Raw genomic sequence first — 24,439 nt, 5'->3', positions numbered from 1 at the left:
CTGTGGGACTACTTCAGCTCCGCCGGCGGCGTCCGCTTGTCGTCGACCTTCTCGATCCGTTCCAGCTCGCCCCACACCACGTACCGGTAGCGCGACGTGTAGACGGGCGTGCACGTCGTCAGCGTGATGTAGCGGCCCGGCTTCTTCGCGCCGGATTCCTTCGGGACGGGGTCAAGGACCTTCACGTTGTACTTCGAGGTCGAGGGCAGCGACTTGTACACCTTGTAGACGTACCACTTGTCCCTGGACTCGTAGACGATCGCGTCGCCCTTCTTGATCTTGTCGATCTTGTGGAACTTCGCCCCGTGCCCGTCGCGGTGCGCGGCCAGCGAGAAGTTGCCCTTCTTGTCCTCGGGGAGGGCCGACTTGACCGGGTCCTTGTAGTAGCCGGCGACGCCGTCGTTGAGGACCTTTCCGCTGGTGCCCGCCTTGACGAGGATCTCGCCGTTGCCCATCGCGGGTACGTGGAGGAAACCGATGCCGCCCTTGGTGTCGAGGCCGCCCGGACCGCCCCGGCCGTCCGCCCAGTGGTCGCGCACCTTGTCGCCCTGCTTGTGCGCCTCGCGGTCCGCTATGACGTTCGTCCACCACAGCGAGTAGACGACGAAGAGGCCGAGCACGAGGCCCGCGGTGATGAGGAGTTCACCGAAGACGCTGACCACCGTGGCGACGGGGCCGCGGCCGCGCCGCCGTGGTGCTGCGGGAGCGGGAGAGGCAGCGGGCTCCTCGGCCTGCTTCTCGTCGTCGGTCGTGGCTGCCACTGGATCTGCCCCGTTCTCACCGTTCTAGTTCACGAGCGCGCTCGGTTTTCCCTTGTCGCGCGGTCGCTCCTCGACCATCTTGCCCCAGACGATCATTCGATACTTACTCGTGAATTCCGGGGTACAGGTGGTCAGTGTGATGTACCGGCCGGGTTTGGTGAAGCCCGAACCCGGCGGTACGGGTCCGATCACACTCGTGTTGCTGGGCGCGGTCTGCGGCAGGATGCTCGCCATCTTGTAGACGAAGTACTTGTCCTGCGTCTCCACGACGATGGGGTCGCCCGGCTCCAGGCGGTTGATGTAGCGGAACGGCTCGCCGTGGGTGTTGCGGTGGCCCGCGACCGCGAAGTTGCCCGTCCTCGCGTCCGGCATCGCGGTCTTGGTGGCACCTTCGTTGTAGTGCCCGACCATGCCGCGGTCGAGGACCTTCTGCTTGTCGATGCCCTCGGCGACCGGCACGACGACGTCGAGGCGGGGAATATGCAGCAGCGCGAAGCCCTGGCCCGGCTCGAAGGTGCCGGGCTTGCCCTTGCCCTTGGCCCAGCTCTCCTGGAGGTCGTGCGCGGCGCCGTCCGCCTGCTGCTGGGCACGGATGTTCGTCCACCACAGCTGGTACGTGACGAACAGGAGCATCAGGACGCCGACGGTGATGAAGACTTCGCCGAGCCCCCGGCTGATCACCGCTCCCGGCGACGGCCTGCGGGCCCGCTCCGCACGACGGGCCTCGAGGCGGGAGAGGGGGGCGCCCTGGCGGGGTTCCACGGGGCGCTTACCGCCCTTCTTGGCGGCCTTGCGGCGGGCGGCCCTGCCCTCCGTGGGACGCTCGGGCTCCGGTGCAGCTATTCGCCGCGTGTCAGCGGTCCGCAGCCCCACCGTCTCGTCGTCCTGGACCGGCTCGTACGAGGGCGCGGGCCGCTCGGGGGCGTACGCGCCGTACAGCTCCTCGTACGTGGGCTCACGCTGTGGCTCCGGCTCCGGCTCCGACTCCGGTCGAGGCTCAGGCTGCGCCCCCTGGGGTGCCGAGGGTTCCGCAGGCGCGCTGCGGAACCACGGAGAGGGGTGCTGCCCCGGGAGCGGGCCCGTCAGCGGGTCGTACGACTCTCCGGAAGGGTCGTACGAGTCTCCGGAAGAGCCGCGCTCGGGGCCCAACGCCGTCACGCCGAGGCCCGGCCCACCACCGGGGCCAGCCCACTCGATCGCCCGACGGCTCCGGTGTCGCCGCACTCCGCCAGCCAGTTGGCGAGCATGAGGTGGCCGTGCTCGGTGAGGACCGACTCCGGATGGAACTGCACGCCTTCGACGGCGTGTTCACGGTGGCGCAGACCCATGATGATGCCGTCCTCCGTACGCGCGGTGACCTCCAGCTCCGCCGGGACGGTGGCGGGCTCGGCGGCCAGCGAGTGATAGCGGGTCGCGGTGAACGGGGACGGCAGGCCCGCGAAGACGCCCTTGCCCTCGTGGCGGACGAGCGAGGTCTTGCCGTGCAGGAGCTCCGGGGCGCGGTCCACCACTCCGCCGTACGCCACGGCCATCGACTGCATGCCGAGGCAGACGCCGAACACGGGCACGCCGGTGGCGGCGCAGTGCCGCACCATCTCGACGCAGACGCCCGCCTGTTCCGGGGTGCCGGGGCCCGGCGACAGCAGAACGCCGTCGAAGCCGTCCTGCGCGTGCCGCAGCTCGACCTCGTCGTTGCGCAGCACCTCGCACTCGGCACCCAGCTGGTACAGGTACTGGACGAGGTTGAAGACGAAGCTGTCGTAGTTGTCGACGACGAGGACGCGGGTGCGGCTGCGGGCGCCGCCTGCGGTGCTCACTGGCCGTCCACGGTGACGTCGTTGAAGGGCAGCAGAGGCTCGGCCCACGGGAAGACGTACTGGAACAGCAGATAGACCACCGCGAAGACGAGCACCAGGGAAATCAGCGCCCTCACCCATGCGTTTCCCGGCAGATGTCGCCAGATCCAGCCGTACATGCCGTCCCTTCCGTCACGTACGGCCAGGCCTGACTCGCCGTACCGCACCAGACTAACGGCGCAGTGCCTCAGGTTTCCCGGCCTCCACGGGCTGGGTGGCGTCCAGATGCGCCCAGGCGATCAGCCGGTGACTGTGGCCCCACTCTGGTTCACAGGTCGTAAGCGTGAGGTAACGGCCCGGGCCGTCATAACCGGATTTGCGCGGTACCGGATCAATGACGTCGATGTCGCTCGGGAGCGTCTTGTAGGGCTTTTTGTCGATGCGGTACGTGAACCAGGTCGCGCCGTCGGTCAGGACGACGGCGTCGCCGGGGCGCAGTTCCGGGAAGTCCTTGAAGGGGTCTCCGTAGGTGCGGCGGTGGCCCGCCACGGAGAAGTTGCCCTTCTGGCCGAGCCGGGCGGTGGAGGCGTAATGGCCGAGGCCCTTCTTGAGGACGTCGGTGCCGGTGCCGTGGAGCACGGGCTTGTTCCACGTGAAACCGAACCGCGGGATGTACATGACGGCGAAGGCCTTGCCGTCCTTGTAGGGGGCGGGCGCCTGCGGCGAGGTCTCGGCCGGCTCGTCGTCCGTCCCCGCCGAGACCGCGCCCTGTGCCCACCGGTCCTGCAGCTTGTCGATCTGGCTGTCCATGGCGTTGTCGGCCTTCACGCCGGTCCAGAACAGGACGTACGCGACAAAGAGCACGATCAACGTGCCGACGGTGATGCACAGTTCGCTGAACGTCCTGACCATCACCCGCACGGACACAGGACCCCCCAGAGGCGGCTACTCCACGGTCATTGCACAGTCACTCCACCGGCTTCGCGTGGTGGAGATCCACTGTGCCCGAGTAGCCGGGAAGAGTCACCGCCCCGTCGTCGTCCACTTTCCAGCCGAGTCCGTACGCGTTGACGTACAGCATGTAGTTCTGGATCTCGGGAGACGCCGAGAGCGCGGTCCTGAGCTTGTCGGGGTCGCCGACCGCGGTCACCTTGTACGGCGGGGAGTAGACGCGGCCCTGGAGGATCAGGGTGTTGCCGACGCAGCGCACGGCGCTGGTGGAGATCAGGCGCTGGTCCATGACCTTGATGCCCTCGGCGCCGCCCTGCCAGAGGGCGTTGACCACGGCTTGCAGGTCCTGCTGGTGGATGACCAGGTCGTTGGGCTGGGGCTCGGGGTAGCCGGGGAGCTTGGCGGTGGCGTTGGGCGGGGCGTCGGCGAGGGTGACCGTGATCGCCTTTCCGCTGAGCTGCTTGGTGCCGGCGTTCTCCTCCAGCGCCTTGAGCCGTGCGTCGTCCGCCTTGGTGCCGCCGCCGTCGCGCTGGGCGAGCGATTCGACGTCGTCGCGCAGGGCGCCGTTGGACTCGTCGAGCTTGCCGTTCTTGTGGCTGCGCTCCTGAATGAGGTCGGAGAGTTTCAGCAGGGAGGCATCGGTACGGATGTTGGTGCCCTTGGCCGTGTTGAAACTGGTGAAGAAGAGCAGTCCGGCGAGTGCGAATACAGCACCCGTAAGCACCCGAACCGGACGCCATCGGGGGCGACGACCGGCACCTTTGTGAGGGTCGGCAGAATTGCTCAACGTACCCTTATCTCCTTCAGCGCCTTGGAAGCACTACGCTAACGGACGCCCGGGGGAGGCTTCAGCTCCTCGCAGTGCCCAGCCCGGCGCCAGACCACAGTTACCTGCGCGGCCACGCAGCGCATCGACAGGAGAGACCCTCGTGCCGAAGTCACGTATCCGCAAGAAGGCTGACGACTACACGCCGCCCGCCAAGAAGGCGACGACCATCAAGCTGACGAATCGCAGCTGGGTGGCTCCGGTGATGCTGGCGATGTTCCTCATCGGACTCGCCTGGATCGTCGTCTTCTATGTCACGGACGGCAAGCTTCCGATCGACCCGCTGGGCAACTGGAACATCGTGGTCGGCTTCGGCTTCATCGCGGCGGGATTCGGCGTCTCCACGCAGTGGAAGTAGCGGGTCGGCCAGGGGAAGCAGCGAGCCGAAAGCAAGCCTTCCCCTGAGTTATCCACAGCGCTATCCACATGCGTGGAAAAAGACTGAAGATCTGTGGATAACCCTCGGCCGGTTGACACCGGTGTGACTGACCCACCGGGGTCCCCCGCGCCGCTCGCCCCTTGTCCTTCCTGGGGAAACCCAGGTCAGCGACAAGGGGCACGGTTGTTCCCCACAGCATGCACAAGATCGGGCACACGCTGTGGACAACCCGGTACGTCAGGTGAGCTCCGCGGTCCGTACGAGGACCATGACCACAGTCGCGACGAGCACCAGCGCACAGCTCCCGTACTGGATCAGGTTCCGTCGCTCGCGGGGCGCGTGGACCATCGCGTAACCGACGATGACGCCCCCGACGAGCCCGCCGACATGCGCCTGCCAGGCGATGTTGGGCCACCAGAAGGTGATCACCATGTTGATCGCCAGCAGCGCGATCACGGGCCGCATGTCGTAGTTCAGGCGCCTCATCAGGATGGCGGTCGCACCGAACAGACCGAAGATGGCGCCGGACGCCCCGACCGAGGGCCTGAACGGCTCCTCGAGGAGATACGTCAGCGCACTGCCCGCGAGGCCCGACGCGACGTAGAGCGCGAGGTAGCGGACGCGACCGAGGGCGGCTTCGAGCGGGCCGCCGATCCACCACAGGCTGAGCATGTTGAAGGCGATGTGCATGTAACTGCTGTGCAGGAACATCGCCGTCACCAGGCGGTACCACTGGCCCTCGGCGACGCCCTCGACCGTGCCGAACTCCGGGACGAAGGCACGCCCCAGCAGATCGAACCGGTCGGTGAAGCGGTCCCCCACCACCAGCTGCACCAGGAACAGGGCGAGGTTCAGCCCGACCAGGGCCTTGGTCACCAGGCGCGGGTCGGCGGTGACCGCGCCGCCCGCGACCGTGCGCGGCTGGGTCGCCGACGGGGAGTGGCCCGTGCCCGAACCCTCGCGGACGCACTCGGGGCACTGGAAGCCGACCGAGGCACTGATCATGCACTCGGGGCAGATGGGGCGCTCGCAGCGCGTGCAGGTGATACCGGTCTCACGGTCCGGATGCCGGTAGCAGCCGGGGAGGCCCGACGCGCCCTGTGGCTCCTGCGGGCTGCCTGGCGCCTGGTCCATGGGGTCCCCTCAATCTCCGTACGAAGGCACTGTGACGGCACACGTGGCAACGCGCCGCCCCGCCCTTCCTCTACGGACGGGCGGGGCGGTTTGGTTCCCTCGCGCATACGCGCGGTGCGCGCGGTACGCGTGGATCAGGCGTCGCGGGTCTCGATGACCACGGACTCGATGACCACGTCGTTGACCGGGCGGTCGGTGCGCGGGTTGGTCTGCACGGCCGCGATGGCGTCCACGACCTTCTTACCGGCGTCGTTGGCGACCTCGCCGAAGATCGTGTGCTTGCGGGTCAGCCACGCCGTCGGCGAGACAGTCACGAAGAACTGCGAGCCGTTGGTGCCCGGGCCGGCGTTGGCCATCGCCAGGAGGTAGGGCTTGTCGAAGGCGAGGTCGGGGTGGAACTCGTCCTCGAACTCGTAGCCCGGGCCGCCCGTGCCGTTGCCCAGCGGGTCACCGCCCTGGATCATGAAACCGCTGATCACGCGGTGGAAGACCGTTCCGTCGTACAGCCGGTCCGTGGTCTTCTTGCCGGTCTGCGGGTGAACCCACTCGCGCTCGCCCTGAGCGAGCTCAACAAAGTTCTTGACCGTCTTGGGCGCGTGGTTCGGCAGGAGCCGGACCTCGATGTCGCCCTGGTTGGTCTTCAGGGTGGCGTAAAGCTGCTCAGCCACGATCTGCCTTCCGTTGTCTTCTGTGACACCCCGATCCTCGCACGGACCGGATTGGGACGAGTAGCCACCGAGTGGGCGCGCGTCGAAGCGATCCGTGGCATTGTCGGCCGAGAGCTCTTCTTGCACCAATTGGATCGAATTGACTGGCCGGTGTCAGCTCCTGTGACCCGGATGCCCGCCCTCGCATGCCTTGGAGCGTTCCGAAAGGCATGATCGTTGAAAGGGTGGAAAGGTGACATACGTATACGCCACCGAGGAGGAGGATCCCGTGACCCGCATCGACAGCGTGCGCGCCGCGACCGGCTCTGCCAAGGACAGCGTGCGTCACGCCGCGGACGCGGTGGCGCCTTACGCCGACACGGCCAAGGACCGGGCCACCCACTACGCCCACGAAGCGCGCGTACGGCTCGCGCCCAAGATGTCGCTTGCCGCACAGCAGGCTGCTGATGCCGCCCAGCAGGCCGCCGTGCAAGCCCGTGTCCAGTACAGCGCCCACGTCGCCCCCCGTGTCGAGCAGGCCCGCACCCATGTGCCGCCGAAGGTCGACCACGCCGCGCATGAAGCCGCCGTCCGCACCCGCAAGGCCGCCCGTCAGGCCGCCGACTACTCCAGGCCCCGCATCGAGCACGCGGTCGCGGCCGCGCAGCCCGTCCGCGACGAGGCCACGTCCCGTGGCACGGCGGCGCTCGCCGCGCTGCGCGGTCAGGTCTCCGCGAAGGAGATCCAGCGTCTGGCCCGCAAGCACCAGCGCCGGGCCAGGGCCGGCCGGCTCGCCAAGCGCCTCGCCGTGGTCGGCATCCTCGCGGGCGGCGCGGTCGCCGCCTGGAAGTGGTGGGACAAGCAGGCCAACCCGGACTGGCTCGTCGAGCCGCCCGCGGCCACGGAGGTCCGGGACAGCACGCCGCTGACCTCCGTCGACGGCAGTGGCCAAGCAGCCCTCGACCCCGAGGTCCAGGCCAAGCAGGCCGAAGCGGAAGCCGAGGCCGAGGCCAAGAACGCCAAGGACCAAGGCAAGCGGAACTGACACACGCCGGTACGTAGACAGCGGACCCGCACGCAGCAGGACACCGTGGGGCGGGGACCATCCGGTCTCCCGCCCCGCGGTGTTTCACGTGAAACAACGAACCACTCCGCCCCGCGCCACCCGCACCCGCCGGGTTGGTGCACGCCGGAACGGGAACTGCATCTGGCATGGCTGCGAACGAAAGCTTGAACCACGACGAAGCCCCCGTACTGGAGGCCCTGGAGCGGTACCACGAAGCCGACGAGCTCGCCTTCACACCGCCCGGCCACAAGCAGGCCCGCGGCGCCGACCCCCGGGTCACCAAGGTGCTCGGGGAGGCCGTGTTCTACGGTGACGTACTCGCCAGCGGCGGGCTCGACGACCGGCTCAGCCGTCAGCACATCCTGGAGCGCGCCCAGCAGTTGATGGCGGACGCGGTGCACGCCGAGCACACGTTCTTCTCCACATGCGGCAGCTCCCTGTCGGTCAAGGCGGCCATGCTGACGGTGACTTCGCCGCACCGCCGCCTCCTGGTCGGACGCGACGCCCACAAGTCCGTCATCGCGGGCCTGATCCTGTCGGGCGTCGAGCCGGTCTGGGTGAGCCCCGCCTGGGACCCCGAACGTCACCTCGCCCATCCACCCACGGCCGAGTCGTTCGAGGAGGCCTTCGAGGCCCACCCCGACGCCGACGGCGCCCTGGTCACCAGCCCCACGCCCTACGGATCCGCCGCCGACCTGAACGGCATCGCCGACGTGTGCCACCGGCGCGGAAAGCCCCTGATCGTCGACGAGGCCTGGGGCGCCCACCTGCCCTTCCACGACAAACTGCCGACCTGGGCGATGGACGCCGGCGCGGACATCTGCGTGACCAGCGTCCACAAGATGGGGAGCGGCCTCGAACAGGGCTCGGTCTTCCACCTCCAGGGCGACCTCATCGACCCCGCCTCCCTCGCCTCCCGGGCCGACCTGCTCGGCACCACCAGCCCTTCGGTCCTGCTCTACGCGGGACTGGACGGCTGGCGCCGACAGATGGTCCAGCACGGGGAGCGGCTCCTCGGCGACGCCCTCCAGCTGGCCGCTCGCACCCGTGCGGCGATCGGGGACATCGAGGGCCTGCACGTCGACGACGCCGAGGACTACTGCGGGCCCGGGCGGGCGGCCGATCTCGACCCGCTGCCCGTCGTGATCGACATCTCCGCGCTGGGGACCACCGGATACCGCGCGGCCGACTGGCTGCGCACCCGGCACCACCTCGACATGCACCTCTTCGACCACCGCCGGCTCAGCGCCCAGCTCACCTACGCCGACGACGAATCCACCGTCGGCCGCCTGATCGACGCGCTGCGTGATCTGTCCGCGCACTCCGCCGACCTGGCCGACGTGCCGGGAGTCGACGTGCCCACCCCCGCCGACCTGCGCATGGAGCAAGCGTCGCTGCCGCGTGACGCCTACTTCGCCCACCTCGAGGACGTGCCCGTGGAGGAGGCGGCGGGACGCGTCGCCGCGGAGATGATCACCCCGTACCCGCCCGGCATTCCCGTGGTCCTGCCCGGCGAGCGCCTGACGGAACCCGTCCTGAACTATTTGCGTTCAGGCGTACGTGCCGGCATGAACCTCCCCGACGCCGCGGACAGCTCGCTGACCACCGTCCGCGTCAGCGCCTGACATGGGTACGGACGAGGACATCGGGGCCTTCACCGCGCTCACGGACCCTTCCGTGTACGTGGTCACCGCGGCGGCGGACGGACAGCGCGCGGGCTGCCTGGTCGGCTTCGCGAGCCAGTGCTCCCTCCAGCCCGCCCGGTTCGCCGTATGGCTCTCCAAGGCCAACCACACGTACCGCGTCGCCCGGACGGCACAGCACCTCGCGGTCCACCTGCTGCCGCGGCACCGGCACGACCTCGCCGAGCGCTTCGGGGCCCTCTGCAGCGACCGGACCGACAAGTTCGCCGACCTGCCCTGGCACGAGGGGCCGGAAGGCACGGTCATCCTCTCCGACGCGCTCGCCTGGTTCGTCGGAGACATCCACGACCGGTTCGACGGGGGCGACCACGTCGCTTTCCTGCTCGACCCCGTCGCCGCTCACACCGCGCCCGCCGACGACGAACAGCCCCCGCACCCGCTCACCCTGCACGACGCGAGCGACATCACCGCCGGGCACCCCGGCTGACGCCCACCGTGGCTCCCGGGCTCGGCGCCGGGTGGGCGAACAGCCGGCCGAGGTGTGCGCGCAGGATGTCCGTAGCGGCGTCCGCACCACGCTGGCCGACCAGGACACTGGTGCCCAGGCCGTGGCTGAGGGACAGCAGATGGGCGGCTTCGGAGGCCGCGTTCCGCAGCGGGTCCAGGATGCCGTCCCGCCGGGCCTGCTCCAGCACTTCGGTCAGCTGCCGCTCCAGGCGGTCGGGCCCGGCGACGAAGGGCTGTGCGGCCAGGTCCGGGTCGGTCATCGCGAGGACCGCGTAGGAGGTCCACACCGTTACGGAGCCTTGGCCACCGGCATCGCCTTCCTGCCTCACACCCTGGTCGGCGTCGCCGGCGCCCGCCTGGCCCCGGCCGTCATGCGCCGTACCGGTGCCCGCGCCCTGATCGTTTCGGCCGCGTCGCTGTCCGCCGCGGGGTTCGTGTGGCAGAGCCTGATCGACGCCGACAGCACCTACTGGGAGGGGCTGCTGGGTCCCGCGGTCGTGATGTCGGCCGGAATGGGGCTGCTGATCACGCCGATCACCACCACCGTCACCTCCGGCATCGCCGAACAGGACGCGGGCGCGGCCTCGGGTCTCATGAACGCCACCCGTCAGATCGGCGGCGCCATCGGCCTGGCCGCCCTGCTCACCCCCGCCGCCACGGCCTCCGGCACCTCCACCGCGGGTGCCTACCGCACGGTGTTCCTGGCCATCGCGGCCGTGTGCGCGGCCGTCGCCGCACTCGCCTTCACCCTGCCCGCCCCACCGAGGACGGAGCAGCCCCGCCGAGGACGGAGCAGCCCCGAGGACGGAACGGCCCCAGCCGCCCCCTGAAGGCCCCCAGGCATACGGAAAAGCCCCTCTGACCAGCGTTTCCGCGGCCGGAGGGGCTTTCCTGATGTGGAGCCTAGGGGAGTCGAACCCCTGACATCTGCCATGCAAAGACAGCGCTCTACCAACTGAGCTAAGGCCCCGCTTGCGATACGTCGAACCGGAAGAACCACGTCCCGGCGTGCATCGCAGACCAGAGTACCGGGTCACCCCCCGGATTCCGCAAAAGGATTGGGGGTCCCGGTCCACGACCACGCTCCGTAAGATGCTCGACGTGGTTCGCGGCAGCGAACCGCGGTCTTAGGGGAAGCGATGGGGAGACGCAATGGACGCCGCACAGCAGGACACCACCGCGAGAGCACGAGAGCTCCAGCGGAACTGGTACGGAGAGCCGCTGGGGGCGCTCTTCCGTCGCCTCATCGATGATCTCGGACTGAACCAGGCCCGCCTCGCCGGAGTCCTCGGCCTGTCCGCGCCCATGCTGTCCCAGCTGATGAGCGGCCAGCGCGCCAAGATCGGCAACCCCGCCGTCGTCCAGCGCGTCCAGCTCCTCCAGGAGCTGGCGGGCCAGGTCGCGGACGGCAGCGTCAGCGCCGCGGAGGCCACCGACCGCATGGACGAGATCAAGAAGTCCCAGGGCGGCTCCGTCCTCACCAACACCTCGCAGACGGCGACCAGTTCGGGCGCGCCCACGGTGAAGCGCGTGGTGCGCGAGATCCAGTCACTGCTGCGCTCCGTCGCGGCAGCCGGCGACATCATCGATGCCGCCGACTCCCTCGCCCCGACCCACCCGGAACTGGCAGAGTTCCTCCGGGTGTACGGCGCCGGGCGCACCGCGGACGCGGTCGCCCACTACGAGGCGCACCAGAGCTGAGCCGTCGACCGGGCCGCCGCGCGCGGCCCGGAAGGGGAGCGGAGCGCGACCATGGGTGAGGTCTTCGCCGGCCGGTACGAACTGGTCGACCCGATCGGACACGGGGGAGTCGGAGCGGTCTGGCGCGCCTGGGACCACCGGCGCCACCGGTACGTGGCGGCCAAGGTCCTTCAACAGAGCGACGCGCACTCCCTGTTGAGGTTCGTACGGGAGCAGGCCCTGCGGATCGACCACCCCCATGTGCTCGCGCCCGCCAGCTGGGCCGCCGACGACGACAAGGTCCTTTTCACCATGGACCTGATCGGCGGCGGCTCGCTGGCGCACGTGATCGGTGACTACGGTCCGCTGCCGGCCCGCTTCGTCTGCGCCCTCCTGGACCAGCTCCTCTCCGGCCTCGCGGCCGTCCACGCCGAAGGCGTCGTCCACCGTGACATCAAGCCCGCCAACATCCTGCTGGAAGCCACCGGTGCCGGTCGCCCGCATCTGCGCCTGTCCGACTTCGGCATCTCGATGCGTAAGGGCGAGCCCCGGCTGACCGAGACGGACTACGTCGTCGGGACGCCCGGTTACTTCGCCCCTGAGCAAATGCTGGGCGCCGAGCCGGACTTCACCGCCGACCTCTTCGCCGTCGGCCTGGTGGCCCTGTACCTCCTGGAAGGCGCCAAGCCGGACGCCAAGGCTCTGATCGAGTACTTCGCCGAGCACGGCACGCCACCGGCCCCCAAAGGCATCCCCGAGCCCCTCTGGCAGGTCATCGCCACTCTTCTCCAGCCAGATCCCCAGACGCGGTTCCGTACCGCCACGGGTGCGCGCAAGGCACTCGCTTCCGCCGCGGAGATGCTGCCCGAGCCCGGCCCGGACGACGAGCTCATCGAGATCTTCGATCAATTACCGCCTCTGCCCATCGGTTTCGGTCCCGAAGGGCCTCTCTCTACGTCGCGTCCTGGCCCCGCACCTCGCCATGCGCGCCCCGCTCGTGGACCCACGACACCGGGCACGGCCTCGACGCCCACTCCTGCTCCGAGCCCGACTCCTGCTCCGGGCTCGACGCCTACTCCGGGCTCGACGCCTACTCCGCATTCCGCGCCCCGGCTGCCCCCGGCACCGCCTCCGGCCCCCGCGCCGCCGACGGGTCCGCCCCCCGCCCCAGGTCAGTCCCCGGCGCCGACGCCGTACGTCGCGTCACCCGCGGGCAGCGGCACCTATCACGTGCCGCCTCCCGTCCAACCCCTCCCGCCGTCCCAGCCTCCTCAGCCACCCCAGCCGTCCACTCCCCCCACTCCCCCCACTCCGATGCCTCTACGGACAGCTGCGCCCGAACCCACGTACGTGCCCTCCCTACAGCCGCACACTCACCACGTCGCACCCGCACCCGCAGCCGCCCCCGCGCCCCACGACCCCGCACAGGCCGTGACGTCCTCGGTGTCCCGCACCCACGCTCCAGTTCTCCAGCCCCAGACTGCGGCTTCCCCCGCCCCACTGAAGCGTCCCGGGCCGCCCGCGAAGGTGGCGGTCCCGATGCTGCTCATGGCGCTGGCCTGCTTCACGGTCGGCGTCTGGGCGCTCCTGCAGCTCTGACAGTTCTGCGGGTCTGCGGGTCTGTGGGTCTGCGGGTCTGCGGGTCTGTGGGTCGTGACGGCTCAGGGGAAGTGCGGCCGCCCGCCTCACCACCCCCGCGGCGGACCGAACTGCGCGGCCGCGTCCCCCGCCCTGCGCCGCGCGATCAGCGTCCACAAGCCGAGGATCCCCAGCAGCACCACCCCGGACCCGATGCCCCCGGCGGCAACCACCACCATCAGCTCGTCGTCGTCCCCACCGGAACTCGCGCCGCCCCCGCCCGCGGCCGTATCCCCACGCTTCGCGGCCTCCGTGTCCCGTTCCGTGACGCCGAAGTTCTCGGCGGGCTCGGGTGTTCCCGCGTACGAAGGGCCCTGGCGCGGCGATCCATCGACGTCCACCCGCAACGTCAGTTCCAGCTGGGCGTCCCCGAACTTCTCCGCGACGTCCCGACTGAGGTGGACCGACAGGTAGTACCAACCGGCGAACCTCATCGCGGCGATCTCGTCGGTGAGGGCAAAACGGTTCTCGTACGCGACCGGCGGCAGCGGCTCCAGAAGTGTCGACTTCTGCTTGCCGTCGTACGCCGAATCGACGTCGTCGACCTGGGCGCGCACGGGGTTGGCCAGCGACATCACCAAGGCGGACGAGACGTACCCCGTGCCCCGAGCCGTCCCGCGCCCCGCACCACCCGAACCACCAGCACCACCGACACCACCGCCCGAACTCCCGAGCTCGGCGGCGACCGAAAGCTGCTGCCCCCAGTCGACCGGCACGCGGTAGAAGAGGGTCTCTCCGGGCACGATGTCGGCCCCCCACACCCCGTTCTCCAGTCCCCGCGCCTTGTTGAAGCTCGAGCCGCCCTCGCGCTGCTTCCGCTCCCCCGACGGCAGTACGGGAGCCGCGGAGTTCCAGGACTCCGGCGGCACCGTCGGGCTTTCCGCCCGCAGCGCGGGTTCTGACGCGACGTGAAGTTCCAGGTCCCAGTCCTCCAGAGCGGGACTGGAGGCCCTGGTTCGCTCCACGACCACGTAATACGTACCGGCCCCCGTACAACTCTTCTCGTCGGGTCCGACCCTGCGCGCCGCCGTGGCCGTGATCGGGCGGGGGCTCTCCGAAGAGCCGAACCGTGCCTTTTCCGCCTCCAGGGGGCTGCAGTTGTTGCCGTCGGCGTCCTGTACGGACACCTCGAGGCCGTCCGCGTAGGAGACCTTGCTTTCGGGCTTCGGAACGGCGGTGCCCGAGACGTACGCGCTCTCCTCGGCCCGGAGCTCCAGGCGGTAGAACCGCTGTCCCACGCGCGGGAGGGAGCTTTTGTACGTCTTACCGGCACTGAGCCGGTGCCCCTCGACGTTGCTCGGCGCGCCGTCGACCGTCTCGGCGCCCTCGGCAAAGGCGTACGGGGCAGGCGCTCCCGCGGCCCCTGCCTCTCCGGAAAGTACTGCCACCGCACATAGCCCGGCGACCATCACCGCAACCGGAGCAGTCTTGCCACGGCCTCGCCCTGCCGTCCCCCGGCACCCGCTCAGCCGCTTCAGCCACCTCAGCCGCCTCAGCCGCCGCCCCATCAAGCGTCACCCCTCGCCGCGAACCCAGCCGTCCCAGCCATCCCGACCGTCCTGCCCGCCCGATGCCACGCGGACACCACCACGAGTCCACCACCGACGCAACCGCGCCACCCCCGCATGCACGGCACTCACATTCGCGTACGCAATCAGTCCATTTACAAATGCGAAAGAAAGACGTGTCCGGACAGCACAAAGCCCCGGCCGCAAAAGCGACCGGGGCCTGTGAAGTGACTGTCGTCGATACTCACGAACCCGTGGGCACGGAGTCAGTCGCCTCCGTCCACAGATCCTGCTCGGCGCGATCCGCCTGGATCTGGCGGTACACGAGGAGCCCGCCGATGGCGGCCAGTGCGACCAGGAGAAGCTTCTTCACCGCGCGACCTCGTCTTTCCTTGACGTAGGGGACTTCTGGCGCCCGACTATACACACCGAGCGATATCGATCGGTGACCTGGATCGGCGCCAACTCCCGCCCCGCACACAGCAGTCGAAACGGACCCGGAAACTCCGCGCAGATCCCGTCCACTGTGACTTTCGCCGCTTTGCCCCTTTCTCGACGCCCTTGGGTCCATCCGGGTGGTGTTCATCTGAACATCGACGCCACGCGGGCGTCGGTCCACCTCTCGGGGCCCCACATACACATCATGAGGAAAGTACGCAAATCGCCCAACCCGAATTGAGGGGCAATGACCGGCAACAAAGCCATGAAGCTCTGGACCACGATCGTCACCGCGTTCCTCGCGCTCTTCGCCGCGCTGGGGCTCACCACGACGGCGACCGCCGCCACGGCGGTACAGGAGACCACGAACGCACGCAACGCCACGGTGTGCGCGTCCGCGCCGATGGCGGCCCTCTGGTCGGCCGCGTACGAACGGTCCTTGCCCCCGACGATGAAGCAGCGCATCCGCGCCGAGGCCCACGGCTCGTCCCCCAGCTGCCGACACCTGCCCCCCACGGACACGGAAGCCGAGGCTGAGCCCACCACGCACGAGCCGGGCCTCGCTTCGGAGCCGTAACCCCGGCCCCTCACCCAGGGCGCCCGCCCTCACACTCCTCAGAAGACCCCCGGCCACCCCAGGCCGGGGGTCTTCTCGTGCGCGTCAGCCCCACAGCCACCGGTGCCCCCAACCCCAGGCCGCCCCGGCCGCGACCAGGGCCCCACCACGTACGACGGCTGCTGTCAGCCTGCTGACACAGACCCTGCCCTGCCCACCGGCCCGGAGACCCCTACGAAAGTGCCCAGAAACGCCAGAACCCCCAACCGTGACCGGCTGGGGGTTCTGTACTGGTGGGGCTAACAGGATTTGAACCTGTGGCCTCATCCTTATCAGGGATGCGCTCTAACCAACTGAGCTATAGCCCCGCCGCGCTGCGGTGTATGTCCCGCGCGCTGACCTCTGAAGATTAGCGCACCTGGGCGCCAGTCCCAAAATCGATACCCACGCGCGGGGGAGGCACGGCTACGAGAGGACTACTCGTCCTCGGCCAGGGTCAGCTCGACGCCGCCCACGAAGCCCGCGGAGAGGTTGTAGATGAAGGCGCCCAGCGTCGCCAGCGCGGTCGCCAGGATGACGTCGATGACCGCGATGATCGACGTGAACATCAGGACGCGCGGCAGCGACAGGAAGGACTGCAGGTCGAAGCCGTTGGACTCGTTCGAGCCCGTCGCCTCGGAGATCGTGCCGCCGACCGTGGAGAAGACGCCCATCGCGTCCATGACCATCCACAGGACGGCCGCCGCCACGATCGTGCAGATGCCGAGAGCGATGGAGAGCAGGAAGCTGACCTTCATCACCGACCACGGGTCGGCCTTGGCCACGCGCAGCCGCGCCTTGCGCGTGCGCGGCATCGTGCGCGCCCCGGTGCGTGGCCGGCGCGCGGCGCCCGCCTGAGCGCCCTGCTGGTATGCCTGCGGCGGGTGGTACGGCTGGGACGACTGCTGCTGGGGCTGGCGCTCTCCGGGCAGCGCCCCGCCCGCACCGCCCGCCCCGCCCGTCTGCTTGCCCTTGGCCTTGCCCTTGCCTGCCGCGTACGAGGCGTCGTACTGGTCAGAAGTCTGACCGGTAGTCCCTGGACCTCGGGTGTCCGTCACAGTCCCCCCCTGGGATCCATGAGACTCGTCGGAGTCGTGTGCATCAGTGGCGGAGCCACGGGCACCGTCCGTGCCGGTAGTGCCGGTCCGATTCGCCCCGGCGCCCGTGGCTCCACTCACGATGATTCACTCCTCGCGCTACTCGGCCGAGGAGTCCGTGCCCTCGTCCGTACCGGCGGCCGGCTCGTCAATGTCCGATTCGTCGACGACGATGTCTCCGTCGACTTCCTCGGCCTCGCGACCGGCCTCGGCGTTACGAGCGATACCGACCACGGCATCGCGCTTGCCCAGGTTGATCAGTTGGACGCCCATGGTGTCACGGCCCGTCTCCCTGATCTCGTTGACTCGCGTACGAATCACACCGCCGGACAGCGTGATGGCGAGGATCTCGTCGGTCTCCTCGACCACCAGGGCGCCGACGAGCGAGCCGCGGTCCTCCACGATCTTGGCGGCCTTGATGCCGAGGCCACCGCGACCCTGGACGCGGTACTCGTCGACGTTGGTCCGCTTCGCGTACCCACCGTCGGTGGCGGTGAACACGAACGTACCTGGACGAACGACATTCATCGAGAGCAGTTCGTCGCCGTCACGGAAACTCATCCCCTTGACGCCCGACGTGGCGCGGCCCATCGGGCGCAGCGCGTCGTCCGTTGCGGTGAACCGGATCGACTGGGCCTTCTTGCTGATGAGCAGAAGGTCGTCTTCGGAGGAGACCAGTTCGGCACCGATCAGCTCGTCGTCCGAACCGTCCTCCGTCTCGCGGAGGTTGATGGCGATGACGCCACCGGAGCGAGGTGAGTCGTAGTCCTTGAGGGGGGTCTTCTTGACCAGGCCGCCCTTGGTGGCGAGCACCAGGTAGGGCACCGCTTCGTAGTCGCGGATCGCGAGGATCTCGGCGATCTGCTCGTCCGGCTGGAAGGCGAGGAGGTTCGCGACGTGCTGGCCGCGGGCCTCACGACCGGCGTCCGGGAGCTCGTACGCCTTCGCGCGGTAGACGCGGCCCTTGTTCGTGAAGAACAGCAGCCAGTGGTGTGTCGTCGACACGAAGAAGTGGTCGACGATGTCGTCCTGCTTCAGCTTCGTGCCGCGCACGCCCTTGCCGCCGCGCTTCTGCGAGCGGTAGTCCTCCGTCTTGGTGCGCTTGATGTAACCACCACGGGTGATGGTGACGACAATGTCCTCTTCGGCGATCAGGTCCTCCATGGACATGTCGCCGTCGAAGGGCACCAGGGCCGAGCGACGGTCCTCGCCGAACTTGTCGACGATCGCCGCGAGCTCCTCGCTGATGATCTGACGCTGCTTCTCCGGCGAGGCCAGGATCGCGTTGTACTGGTTGATCTTCGCCTGGAGCTCGTCGTGCTCGGCGACGATCTTCTGGCGCTCCAGCGCGGCGAGGCGGCGCAGCTGCATCTCGAGGATGGCGTTGGCCTGGATCTCGTCGATCGAGAGGAGGCCCATCAGGCCCTCGCGCGCGATGTCGACGGTCTGGCTGCCGCGGATGAGCGCGATGACCTCGTCGATGGCGTCCAGGGCCTTGAGGAGGCCGCGCAGGATGTGCGCCCGCTCCTCGGCCTTGCGCAGCCGGAACTTCGTGCGCCGGACGATGACCTCGACCTGGTGCGTGACCCAGTGCCGGATGAACGCGTCCAGCGAGAGGGTGCGCGGCACGCCGTCGACCAGGGCCAGCATGTTGGCGCTGAAGTTCGACTGCAGGTCGGTGTGCTTGTAGAGGTTGTTCAGCACGACCTTGGCGACCGCGTCACGCTTCAGGACGATGACGAGGCGCTGGCCGGTGCGCGAGGAGGACTCGTCGCGCACGTCGGCGATGCCGCCGACCTTGCCGTCCTTGACCAGGTCGGCGATCTTCTGCGCGAGGTTGTCCGGGTTGGTCTGGTAGGGGAGCTCGGTGACCACCAGGCACTGGCGGTTCTGGATCTCCTCGACCGCGACGACCGCGCGCATCGTGATGGAGCCACGGCCCGTGCGGTACGCCTCCTCGATGCCCTTCCGGCCCACCACAAGGGCGCCGGTCGGGAAGTCGGGGCCCTTGATGCGCTCGATGAGGGCGTCGAGCAGCTCCTCGTGCGAGGCGTCGGGGTGCTCCAGGGCCCACTGCGCGCCCGCCGCGACCTCGCGGAGGTTGTGCGGCGGGATGTTGGTGGCCATGCCGACCGCGATGCCCGCCGAACCGTTGATCAGCAGGTTCGGGAAGCGCGCCGGCAGGACCGTCGGCTCCTGGTTGCGGCCGTCGTAGTTGTCCGTGAAGTCGACGGTGTCCTCGTCGATGTCACGGACCATCTCCATGGCCAGCGGCGCCATCTTGCACTCGGTGTACCGCATGGCGGCCGCCGGGTCGTTGCCCGGGGAGCCGAAGTTGCCGTTGGAGTCCACCAGCGGCATCCGCATCGACCACGGCTGGGCGAGGCGCACCAGGGCGTCGTAGATCGAGGAGTCGCCGTGCGGGTGGTACGTGCCCATGACGTCGCCGACGACGCGGGCGCACTTGTAGAAGCCCTTCTCGGGGCGGTAGCCGCCGTCGTACATCGCGTACAGGACGCGACGGTGGACGGGCTTCAGGCCGTCCCGTACGTCCGGCAGTGCGCGGGACACGATGACGGACATCGCGTAGTCGAGGTAGGAGCGCTGCATCTCCGTCTCGAGCCCGACGGGCTCGACACGCATGCCCACACCGGGAACGGCGGGTTCCTCTTCGGGCATCACAGGGGTGTTCTCGTCGGCCATTGCTGGTCAAAGTCCTTTCGAGGTGCGGCTTGTACGGGCCGACTCAGATGTCGAGGAAGCGGACGTCCTTGGCATTGCGCTGAATGAACGAGCGCCGTGCCTCGACGTCCTCTCCCATCAGCACCGAGAAGAGGTCGTCGGCCTGTGCCGCGTCGTCCAGGGTGACCTGGCCGAGCACGCGGTGTTCCTGGTCCATCGTCGTGATGCGCAGCTCCTCGGCGTTCATCTCACCGAGACCCTTGAAGCGCTGGACCGAGTCGTCCCTGATGCGCTTGCCGGCCTGGCGGCCGATCTCCACCAGGGCGTCGCGCTCGCGGTCCGAGTACGCGTACTGGAAGTCGTCGCGCGACCACTTGATCTTGTACAGCGGCGGGCGCGATAGGTAGATGTGTCCGTGCTCGACCAGCGGCCGCATGAAGCGGAACAAGAACGTCAGGAGCAGCGTGTTGATGTGCTGACCGTCGACGTCGGCGTCCGCCATCAGGATGATCTTGTGATAGCGGAGCTTCTCGATGTCGAAGTCCTCGTGCACACCGGTGCCGAAGGCCGAGATGAGGGCCTGGACTTCCTGGTTGTGCAGGATCTTGTCGATGCGCGCCTTCTCGACGTTCAGGATCTTGCCTCGGATGGGCAGGATCGCCTGGTACATCGGGTCGCGGCCGGACTTCGCCGAGCCACCGGCGGAGTCACCCTCGACGATGAAGATCTCGCACTTCGTCGGGTCGTTCGACTGGCAGTCGGAGAGCTTGCCCGGCAGGGACGCCGTCTCCAGGAGGCCCTTGCGGCGGGTCAGGTCACGCGCCTTGCGGGCGGCGACACGGGCCGTGGCGGCCTGGATGCCCTTGCGGATGATGTCCGCGGCCTCGTTCGGGTGCCGGTCGAACCAGTCCGTCATGTGCTCGTGCACGACCTTCTGTACGAAGGTCTTCGCTTCGGTGTTGCCCAGCTTGGTCTTGGTCTGGCCCTCGAACTGGGGCTCACCCAGCTTCACCGAGATGATCGCGGTCAGACCCTCGCGGATGTCCTCACCCGTGAGGTTGTCGTCCTTCTCGCGGAGCAGCTTCTTCTCGCGCGCGTAGCGGTTGACCAGGCCCGTCAGCGCGGCCCTGAAGCCCTCTTCGTGCGTGCCGCCCTCGTGCGTGTGGATCGTGTTCGCGAAGGAGTACACACCTTCGGTGTACTGCGAGTTCCACTGCATCGCGATCTCGACCGAGAGGAGGCGCTCCTTGTCCTCGGCCTCGACGTCGATGACGGTCGGGTGGACGACCTCGCCCTTGCGGGAGTTGAGGTACTTCACGAAGTCGACGATGCCGCCTTCGTAGTGGTACGTGACCGTGCGGGCCTCGGCGGCCTCGGCGTCGGACGCCTCGGCCGAGTCCGCGCCCGCGGTCGCCTTCGCCGACTCGCGCTCATCAGTGAGTTTGATGGTCAAACCCTTGTTGAGGAACGCCATCTCCTGGAAGCGCCGTGCCAGCGTCTCGAAGGAGTACTCGGTGGTCTCGAAGATGTCGCCGTCGGCCCAGAAGGTGACCGAGGTGCCGGTCTCCTGAGTGGCTTCGTGGCGCTCGAGCGGGGCGGTCGGGGCACCGCTCTTGTAGTCCTGCGTCCAGCGGTATCCGTCGGTCCTGATCTCGACGGACAGCTTGGTGGAGAGCGCGTTCACCACGGAGACGCCGACACCGTGCAGACCACCGGAGACGGCGTAACCGCCGCCGCCGAACTTGCCGCCCGCGTGCAGCACGGTGAGCACGACCTCGACGGCCGGCTTCTTTTCGACAGGGTGGATGCCCACCGGAATGCCACGGCCGTTGTCGATGACGCGGACGCCGCCGTCGGCGAGGATCGTGACGTCGATCGCGTCCGCGTGCCCGGCCAGGGCCTCGTCGACGGAGTTGTCGACGACCTCCTGCACCAGGTGGTGCAGGCCCCGCTCACCGGTCGAGCCGATGTACATGCCGGGCCGCTTGCGGACCGCGTCCAGACCCTCGAGGACGGTAATCGCGCTGGCGTCGTACGAGGTGTTGACCTCGCCGTTCTCGCCGACGGCGGTGGACGGGATGTTCTCGTTGGGGTTGCCGGAATCGGCCACGAAGCGCCCTTTCTGGCACAGCACAAGCCAAGCACCCGGCAATGGCCGGAGCGGCTGCGTCGTTCAGCGATAGTCAGCGTTGCTCGGTGCGTCCCACAAGTGGGGCGGGATTAGCCTCCAGTCTACCGGTAGCGCTGACAGTGATGGGGGTTTGCCGGTACCTGAGTCCTCATGTGCCGTCCTGAACGGGACTCGGCCGACTCCCCATATGCGGAACGGGGCTCCAGAGGGCTCACAGCGGCACTCAGCGCTTTGAGCCGTCAACCCCCAGCTACCGCCACCGACGGGCTCAGCCGTAGGTGTCGCCGGGGCCCGTGCTGCCCGGTGCGCGCAAGGGCCCGAAGCGGCGCGGGGGGCCGCCGGGGCCGAGCACCTTGATGAGGCGCACGGTGCCGTGGCCCAGGTCCTCGTTGAGGCGCGCGACCAGCTGCGGGGCCATGAGGCGCAGCTGGGTGGCCCACGCCGTCGAGTCGCACTGCACGGTCAGGACGCGCTCGTCCTCGTCGTACCGCTGGGGTACGCAGTGGTTGGCCAGGTCGTCGCCGACGATCTGCGGCCAGCGGCCCATCACGCCGCCCACCGCGGCCGGCGTCTCCCAGCCACGCTCGGTGATCAGGCGGTTGATCGCGGATCCGAGCGGCAGCGGGTCGCGCCCGTCGGCGCGCGCCCCGGACCGCAGTCCGCCGCGCCGGGCCTGCTTCTTCTGCTGCGCGGCGTCCCCACGCGCGCGTGCCTGTTCCTTCGCGGCCCGCAGGGCGACCCTGGCGAGGTCGACACCGGACGGCTCGGGCGTCTTCGGGGCCCCCGCTGCGGTGTCCTTGGCGGCGCCTTCGGCAGGCTCTTCGGAGCTCATACGCGGTCCACCGCGCCGTCCGACACCGAGAACCGCGTCCCTGCGAGCACGCCCGGCACGTCGTCGTCCACGGCCGCGGTGACCAGCACCTGCTCGCCGGGGGCCACGAGCTCCGCGAGCCGCTCCCTGCGGCGCGCGTCCAGCTCCGCGAAGACGTCGTCGAGGACGAGCACCGGTTCGTTGCCCTCGGCCCTGAGCAGGTCGTACGAGGCCAGGCGCAGCGACAGGGCGTACGACCAGGACTCGCCGTGGCTCGCGTACCCCTTCGCGGGGAGCTGGCCCAGCTTGAGCAGCAGGTCGTCGCGGTGCGGGCCGACGAGGGTGACGCCTCGCTCGATCTCCTGCTTGCGGGCCTCTTCCAGGGCGGCGATCAGCTGCTCGTGGAGCGCCTCGCGCGTGTGCCCGTCGCCGGGCGCCGAGGGCTTGTACTCCAGGGTGACCGGTCCGCCGCCGGGTGCCAGCTGCTCGTACGCCTTGTCGGCCAGCGGCTGCAGCGCGGAGATCAGGTCGAGCCGCTGGGCGAGCAGCTCGGCTCCCGCGCGCGCGAGGTGCTGGTCCCAGACGTCGAGTGTGGACAGGTCCATGGAACGTCCGCCGTGGCGCCTGGCGAGCGCGGCCGACTTCAGGAGGGTGTTGCGCTGCTTCAGCACCCGGTCGTAGTCGGACCGGACACCGGCCATGCGCGGGGAGCGGGCGGTGATCAGCTCGTCGAGGAAGCGACGCCGCTCACCGGGGTCGCCCTTGATCAGCGCGAGGTCCTCGGGCGCGAACAGCACCGTACGGACGATTCCCAGCACGTCGCGCGGTCTGACCTGCGACGACCTGTTGATACGGGCGCGGTTGGCGCGGCCGGGATTGAGTTCGAGCTCGACGAGCTGGGATCGCTCGCCCTGGGTGACGGCGGCCCGGATGACGGCCCGCTCCGCGCCCATACGGACAAGTGGCGCGTCCGAGGAGACGCGGTGGCTGCCCAGCGTGGCGAGATAGCCGACGGCCTCGACGAGGTTCGTCTTGCCCTGCCCGTTCGGGCCCACGAACGCGGTGACGCCCGGATCGAGCGGAACCTCGACCCGGGCGTACGAGCGGAAGTCGGCCAGCGAGAGATGCGTGACGTGCATGGTGTGCGCCGACCTCCCCCGGCCTACTTCACTTGCTGAGAGGCCTGTGCACAACGGCTGTGGTTGCGCACAGGCTGTGGATCAGTGCTCGCTCTTGGACTCCACCGCGTGGCCGCCGAACTGGTTGCGCAGCGCGGCGATCATCTTCATCTGCGGGGAGTCGTCCTGGCGCGAGGCGAACCGGGCGAAGAGCGAGGCCGTGATGGCGGGCAGCGGCACGGCGTTGTCGATGGCGGCCTCGACCGTCCACCGGCCCTCTCCGGAGTCCTGCGCGAAGCCGCGCAGCTTCTCCAGGTGCTCGTCGTCGTCCAGGGCGTTGACCGCGAGGTCGAGCAGCCAGGAACGGATGACCGTGCCCTCCTGCCAGGAGCGGAAGACCTCACGGACGTCCGTGACCGAGTCGACCTTCTCCAGGAGCTCCCAGCCCTCGGCGTACGCCTGCATCATGGCGTACTCGATGCCGTTGTGGACCATCTTCGCGAAGTGGCCCGCGCCGACCTTGCCGGCGTGCACGGAGCCGAAGTCGCCCTCCGGCTTCAGGGCGTCGAAGATGGGCTGCACCTTGGCGACGTCGTCCTTGTCGCCGCCGTACATCAGCGCGTAGCCGTTCTTGAGGCCCCAGACGCCGCCGGAGACACCGCAGTCGACGAAGCCGATGCCCTTGGCCTTCAGCTCCTCGGCGTGCTTCTCGTCGTCCGTCCAGCGGGAGTTTCCGCCGTCCACGACCACGTCGCCGGGCTGCAGCAGCTCGGAGAGTTCGTCGATGGTGGACTGGGTCGCGGCCCCTGCCGGGACCATCACCCACACCACGCGCGGGCCCTTGAGTTTGCCCACAAGCTCTTCGAGGCTGGGGACATCCGCGAGGTCCGGGTTGCGGTCGTATCCGATGACGGTGTGACCTGCGCGGCGGATGCGCTCGCGCATGTTGCCGCCCATCTTGCCGAGGCCGACGAGACCGAGCTCCATCAGAGGTTCCTTCACTAGCGAGGTGGCGTTACGGCACTTTCGTA

General features: G+C 69.0%; 24 protein-coding genes and 2 tRNA genes. 8 read left to right on the top strand and 18 right to left on the bottom strand.

Annotated features, from left to right (window positions below; all coding sequences use genetic code 11):
- Positions 1-8 precede the first annotated feature (8 nt).
- The 5 genes from AB0N81_RS24800 to AB0N81_RS24780 form a co-directional block, all read right to left on the bottom strand.
- Positions 9-761 (bottom strand): class E sortase, encoded by a 753-nt coding sequence (locus tag AB0N81_RS24800; RefSeq protein WP_365361856.1) that lies wholly within the window; start codon positions 759-761, stop codon positions 9-11.
- 24 nt (positions 762-785) lie between these two features.
- Entirely contained in the window at positions 786-1,919 is a 1,134-nt protein-coding gene (locus AB0N81_RS24795) for a class E sortase (RefSeq protein WP_365361854.1), read from the bottom strand.
- Positions 1,916-2,578, bottom strand: a complete 663-nt coding sequence (locus tag AB0N81_RS24790) for an aminodeoxychorismate/anthranilate synthase component II (protein WP_365361852.1) — start codon at positions 2,576-2,578, stop codon at positions 1,916-1,918. The genes AB0N81_RS24795 and AB0N81_RS24790 overlap by 4 nt, the downstream gene beginning before the upstream one ends.
- Before the next feature lie 210 nt (positions 2,579-2,788).
- On the bottom strand, positions 2,789-3,478 hold the full coding sequence (locus tag AB0N81_RS24785) for a class E sortase (protein ID WP_365362072.1): 690 nt from the start codon (positions 3,476-3,478) through the stop codon (positions 2,789-2,791).
- A gap of 46 nt (positions 3,479-3,524) precedes the next feature.
- Positions 3,525-4,295, bottom strand: coding sequence for a DUF881 domain-containing protein (locus AB0N81_RS24780; RefSeq protein WP_365361851.1), 771 nt, complete (start codon positions 4,293-4,295; stop codon positions 3,525-3,527).
- A 142-nt stretch (positions 4,296-4,437) separates the two neighbouring features.
- Between AB0N81_RS24780 and crgA the strand changes: the two genes are divergently transcribed.
- Positions 4,438-4,692, top strand: a complete 255-nt coding sequence (gene crgA / locus AB0N81_RS24775) for a cell division protein CrgA (RefSeq protein ID WP_365361849.1) — start codon at positions 4,438-4,440, stop codon at positions 4,690-4,692.
- 258 nt (positions 4,693-4,950) lie between these two features.
- Here the strand turns inward: crgA and AB0N81_RS24770 are convergent, their stop codons facing one another.
- Positions 4,951-5,847, bottom strand: a complete 897-nt coding sequence (locus tag AB0N81_RS24770) for a rhomboid family intramembrane serine protease (protein WP_365361847.1) — start codon at positions 5,845-5,847, stop codon at positions 4,951-4,953.
- A 134-nt stretch (positions 5,848-5,981) separates the two neighbouring features.
- The gene (locus tag AB0N81_RS24765; RefSeq protein ID WP_365361845.1) at positions 5,982-6,515 is read right to left on the bottom strand and encodes a peptidylprolyl isomerase; all 534 of its coding nucleotides are present in this window, start codon (positions 6,513-6,515) and stop codon (positions 5,982-5,984) included.
- A gap of 268 nt (positions 6,516-6,783) precedes the next feature.
- Between AB0N81_RS24765 and AB0N81_RS24760 the strand changes: the two genes are divergently transcribed.
- The 3 genes from AB0N81_RS24760 (at position 6,784) to AB0N81_RS24750 (ending at position 9,690) form a co-directional block, all read left to right on the top strand.
- Positions 6,784-7,539 carry a DUF5324 family protein gene (locus AB0N81_RS24760; RefSeq protein ID WP_365362070.1) on the top strand — a complete coding sequence of 252 codons (756 nt, stop codon included), beginning with the start codon at positions 6,784-6,786 and terminating at the stop codon, positions 7,537-7,539.
- 167 nt (positions 7,540-7,706) lie between these two features.
- Positions 7,707-9,185: an aminotransferase class I/II-fold pyridoxal phosphate-dependent enzyme gene (locus tag AB0N81_RS24755; RefSeq protein WP_365361843.1), complete on the top strand. Its 1,479-nt coding sequence runs from the start codon at positions 7,707-7,709 to the stop codon at positions 9,183-9,185.
- Position 9,186: 1 nt separating this feature from the next.
- The gene (locus AB0N81_RS24750) at positions 9,187-9,690 is read left to right on the top strand and encodes a flavin reductase family protein (protein ID WP_365361841.1); all 504 of its coding nucleotides are present in this window, start codon (positions 9,187-9,189) and stop codon (positions 9,688-9,690) included.
- Here the strand turns inward: AB0N81_RS24750 and AB0N81_RS24745 are convergent.
- Positions 9,668-9,997: a TetR family transcriptional regulator C-terminal domain-containing protein gene (locus tag AB0N81_RS24745; protein WP_365361839.1), complete on the bottom strand. Its 330-nt coding sequence runs from the start codon at positions 9,995-9,997 to the stop codon at positions 9,668-9,670. The genes AB0N81_RS24750 and AB0N81_RS24745 overlap by 23 nt on opposite strands.
- Before the next feature lie 12 nt (positions 9,998-10,009).
- Here AB0N81_RS24745 and AB0N81_RS24740 point away from each other — a divergent pair, with 12 nt between their 5' ends.
- Positions 10,010-10,540, top strand: coding sequence for an MFS transporter (locus AB0N81_RS24740; RefSeq protein ID WP_365361837.1), 531 nt, complete (start codon positions 10,010-10,012; stop codon positions 10,538-10,540).
- Between the two features lie 67 nt (positions 10,541-10,607).
- Here the strand turns inward: AB0N81_RS24740 and AB0N81_RS24735 are convergent.
- Positions 10,608-10,680, bottom strand: a tRNA-Ala gene (locus AB0N81_RS24735).
- 182 nt (positions 10,681-10,862) lie between these two features.
- On the opposite strand from AB0N81_RS24735, the gene AB0N81_RS24730 reads away from it, so the two are divergent.
- On the top strand, positions 10,863-11,411 hold the full coding sequence (locus tag AB0N81_RS24730; protein ID WP_055563954.1) for a hypothetical protein: 549 nt from the start codon (positions 10,863-10,865) through the stop codon (positions 11,409-11,411).
- Between the two features lie 51 nt (positions 11,412-11,462).
- Positions 11,463-12,989 (top strand): serine/threonine-protein kinase, encoded by a 1,527-nt coding sequence (locus tag AB0N81_RS24725; RefSeq protein WP_365361835.1) that lies wholly within the window; start codon positions 11,463-11,465, stop codon positions 12,987-12,989.
- A gap of 86 nt (positions 12,990-13,075) precedes the next feature.
- On the opposite strand, the gene AB0N81_RS24720 is transcribed toward AB0N81_RS24725, so the two are convergent.
- Complete coding sequence (locus tag AB0N81_RS24720) at positions 13,076-14,416, bottom strand: hypothetical protein (protein WP_365361833.1); 1,341 nt, start codon at positions 14,414-14,416, stop codon at positions 13,076-13,078.
- 364 nt (positions 14,417-14,780) lie between these two features.
- On the bottom strand, positions 14,781-14,909 hold the full coding sequence (locus tag AB0N81_RS24715) for a DLW-39 family protein (RefSeq protein WP_003999697.1): 129 nt from the start codon (positions 14,907-14,909) through the stop codon (positions 14,781-14,783).
- Between the two features lie 312 nt (positions 14,910-15,221).
- On the opposite strand from AB0N81_RS24715, the gene AB0N81_RS24710 reads away from it, so the two are divergent.
- A complete protein-coding gene (locus tag AB0N81_RS24710) occupies positions 15,222-15,551 on the top strand; it encodes a DUF6344 domain-containing protein (RefSeq protein ID WP_365361831.1) in 330 nt (109 codons plus the stop codon).
- A gap of 270 nt (positions 15,552-15,821) precedes the next feature.
- Here AB0N81_RS24710 and AB0N81_RS24705 read toward each other — a convergent pair.
- From AB0N81_RS24705 to gnd, 7 genes are all read right to left on the bottom strand, one after another.
- Positions 15,822-15,898 (bottom strand) — tRNA-Ile (locus AB0N81_RS24705).
- Between the two features lie 108 nt (positions 15,899-16,006).
- Positions 16,007-16,747 (bottom strand): DUF3566 domain-containing protein, encoded by a 741-nt coding sequence (locus tag AB0N81_RS24700; protein WP_365361829.1) that lies wholly within the window; start codon positions 16,745-16,747, stop codon positions 16,007-16,009.
- Positions 16,748-16,765: 18 nt separating this feature from the next.
- Positions 16,766-19,369: a DNA gyrase subunit A gene (gene gyrA, locus AB0N81_RS24695; RefSeq protein WP_365361827.1), complete on the bottom strand. Its 2,604-nt coding sequence runs from the start codon at positions 19,367-19,369 to the stop codon at positions 16,766-16,768.
- 43 nt (positions 19,370-19,412) lie between these two features.
- On the bottom strand, positions 19,413-21,482 hold the full coding sequence (gene gyrB / locus AB0N81_RS24690; protein ID WP_365361825.1) for a DNA topoisomerase (ATP-hydrolyzing) subunit B: 2,070 nt from the start codon (positions 21,480-21,482) through the stop codon (positions 19,413-19,415).
- Between the two features lie 265 nt (positions 21,483-21,747).
- The gene (locus AB0N81_RS24685; protein ID WP_365361823.1) at positions 21,748-22,311 is read right to left on the bottom strand and encodes a DciA family protein; all 564 of its coding nucleotides are present in this window, start codon (positions 22,309-22,311) and stop codon (positions 21,748-21,750) included.
- Positions 22,308-23,429, bottom strand: coding sequence for a DNA replication/repair protein RecF (gene recF, locus AB0N81_RS24680; protein WP_365361821.1), 1,122 nt, complete (start codon positions 23,427-23,429; stop codon positions 22,308-22,310). The genes AB0N81_RS24685 and recF overlap by 4 nt, the downstream gene beginning before the upstream one ends.
- Positions 23,430-23,510: 81 nt before the next feature.
- Positions 23,511-24,395 (bottom strand): phosphogluconate dehydrogenase (NAD(+)-dependent, decarboxylating), encoded by an 885-nt coding sequence (gene gnd / locus AB0N81_RS24675; RefSeq protein ID WP_223775665.1) that lies wholly within the window; start codon positions 24,393-24,395, stop codon positions 23,511-23,513.
- Positions 24,396-24,439 lie beyond the last annotated feature (44 nt).

The organism is Streptomyces sp. NPDC093510 (assembly GCF_040683555.1).
Taxonomy (GTDB): Bacteria; Actinomycetota; Actinomycetes; order Streptomycetales; family Streptomycetaceae; genus Streptomyces.
Note: the sequence above shows the minus strand (reverse complement) of the source record. Positions and strands in the feature narration are given on the sequence as shown.

What these genes read in the sequence shown, in the direction of transcription:
- AB0N81_RS24770 (WP_365361847.1), bottom strand. Translation starts at nt 5,847, where the DNA reads ATGGACCAGGCGCCAGGCAGCCCGCAGGAGCCACAGGGCGCGTCGGGC.
- AB0N81_RS24755 (WP_365361843.1), top strand. Translation starts at nt 7,707, where the DNA reads ATGGCTGCGAACGAAAGCTTGAACCACGACGAAGCCCCCGTACTGGAG.
- AB0N81_RS24750 (WP_365361841.1), top strand. Translation starts at nt 9,187, where the DNA reads ATGGGTACGGACGAGGACATCGGGGCCTTCACCGCGCTCACGGACCCT.
- AB0N81_RS24730 (WP_055563954.1), top strand. Translation starts at nt 10,863, where the DNA reads ATGGACGCCGCACAGCAGGACACCACCGCGAGAGCACGAGAGCTCCAG.
- AB0N81_RS24725 (WP_365361835.1), top strand. Translation starts at nt 11,463, where the DNA reads ATGGGTGAGGTCTTCGCCGGCCGGTACGAACTGGTCGACCCGATCGGA.
- AB0N81_RS24710 (WP_365361831.1), top strand. Translation starts at nt 15,222, where the DNA reads ATGACCGGCAACAAAGCCATGAAGCTCTGGACCACGATCGTCACCGCG.
- gyrA (WP_365361827.1), bottom strand. Translation starts at nt 19,369, where the DNA reads ATGGCCGACGAGAACACCCCTGTGATGCCCGAAGAGGAACCCGCCGTT.
- AB0N81_RS24685 (WP_365361823.1), bottom strand. Translation starts at nt 22,311, where the DNA reads ATGAGCTCCGAAGAGCCTGCCGAAGGCGCCGCCAAGGACACCGCAGCG.
- recF (WP_365361821.1), bottom strand. Translation starts at nt 23,429, where the DNA reads ATGCACGTCACGCATCTCTCGCTGGCCGACTTCCGCTCGTACGCCCGG.
- gnd (WP_223775665.1), bottom strand. Translation starts at nt 24,395, where the DNA reads ATGGAGCTCGGTCTCGTCGGCCTCGGCAAGATGGGCGGCAACATGCGC.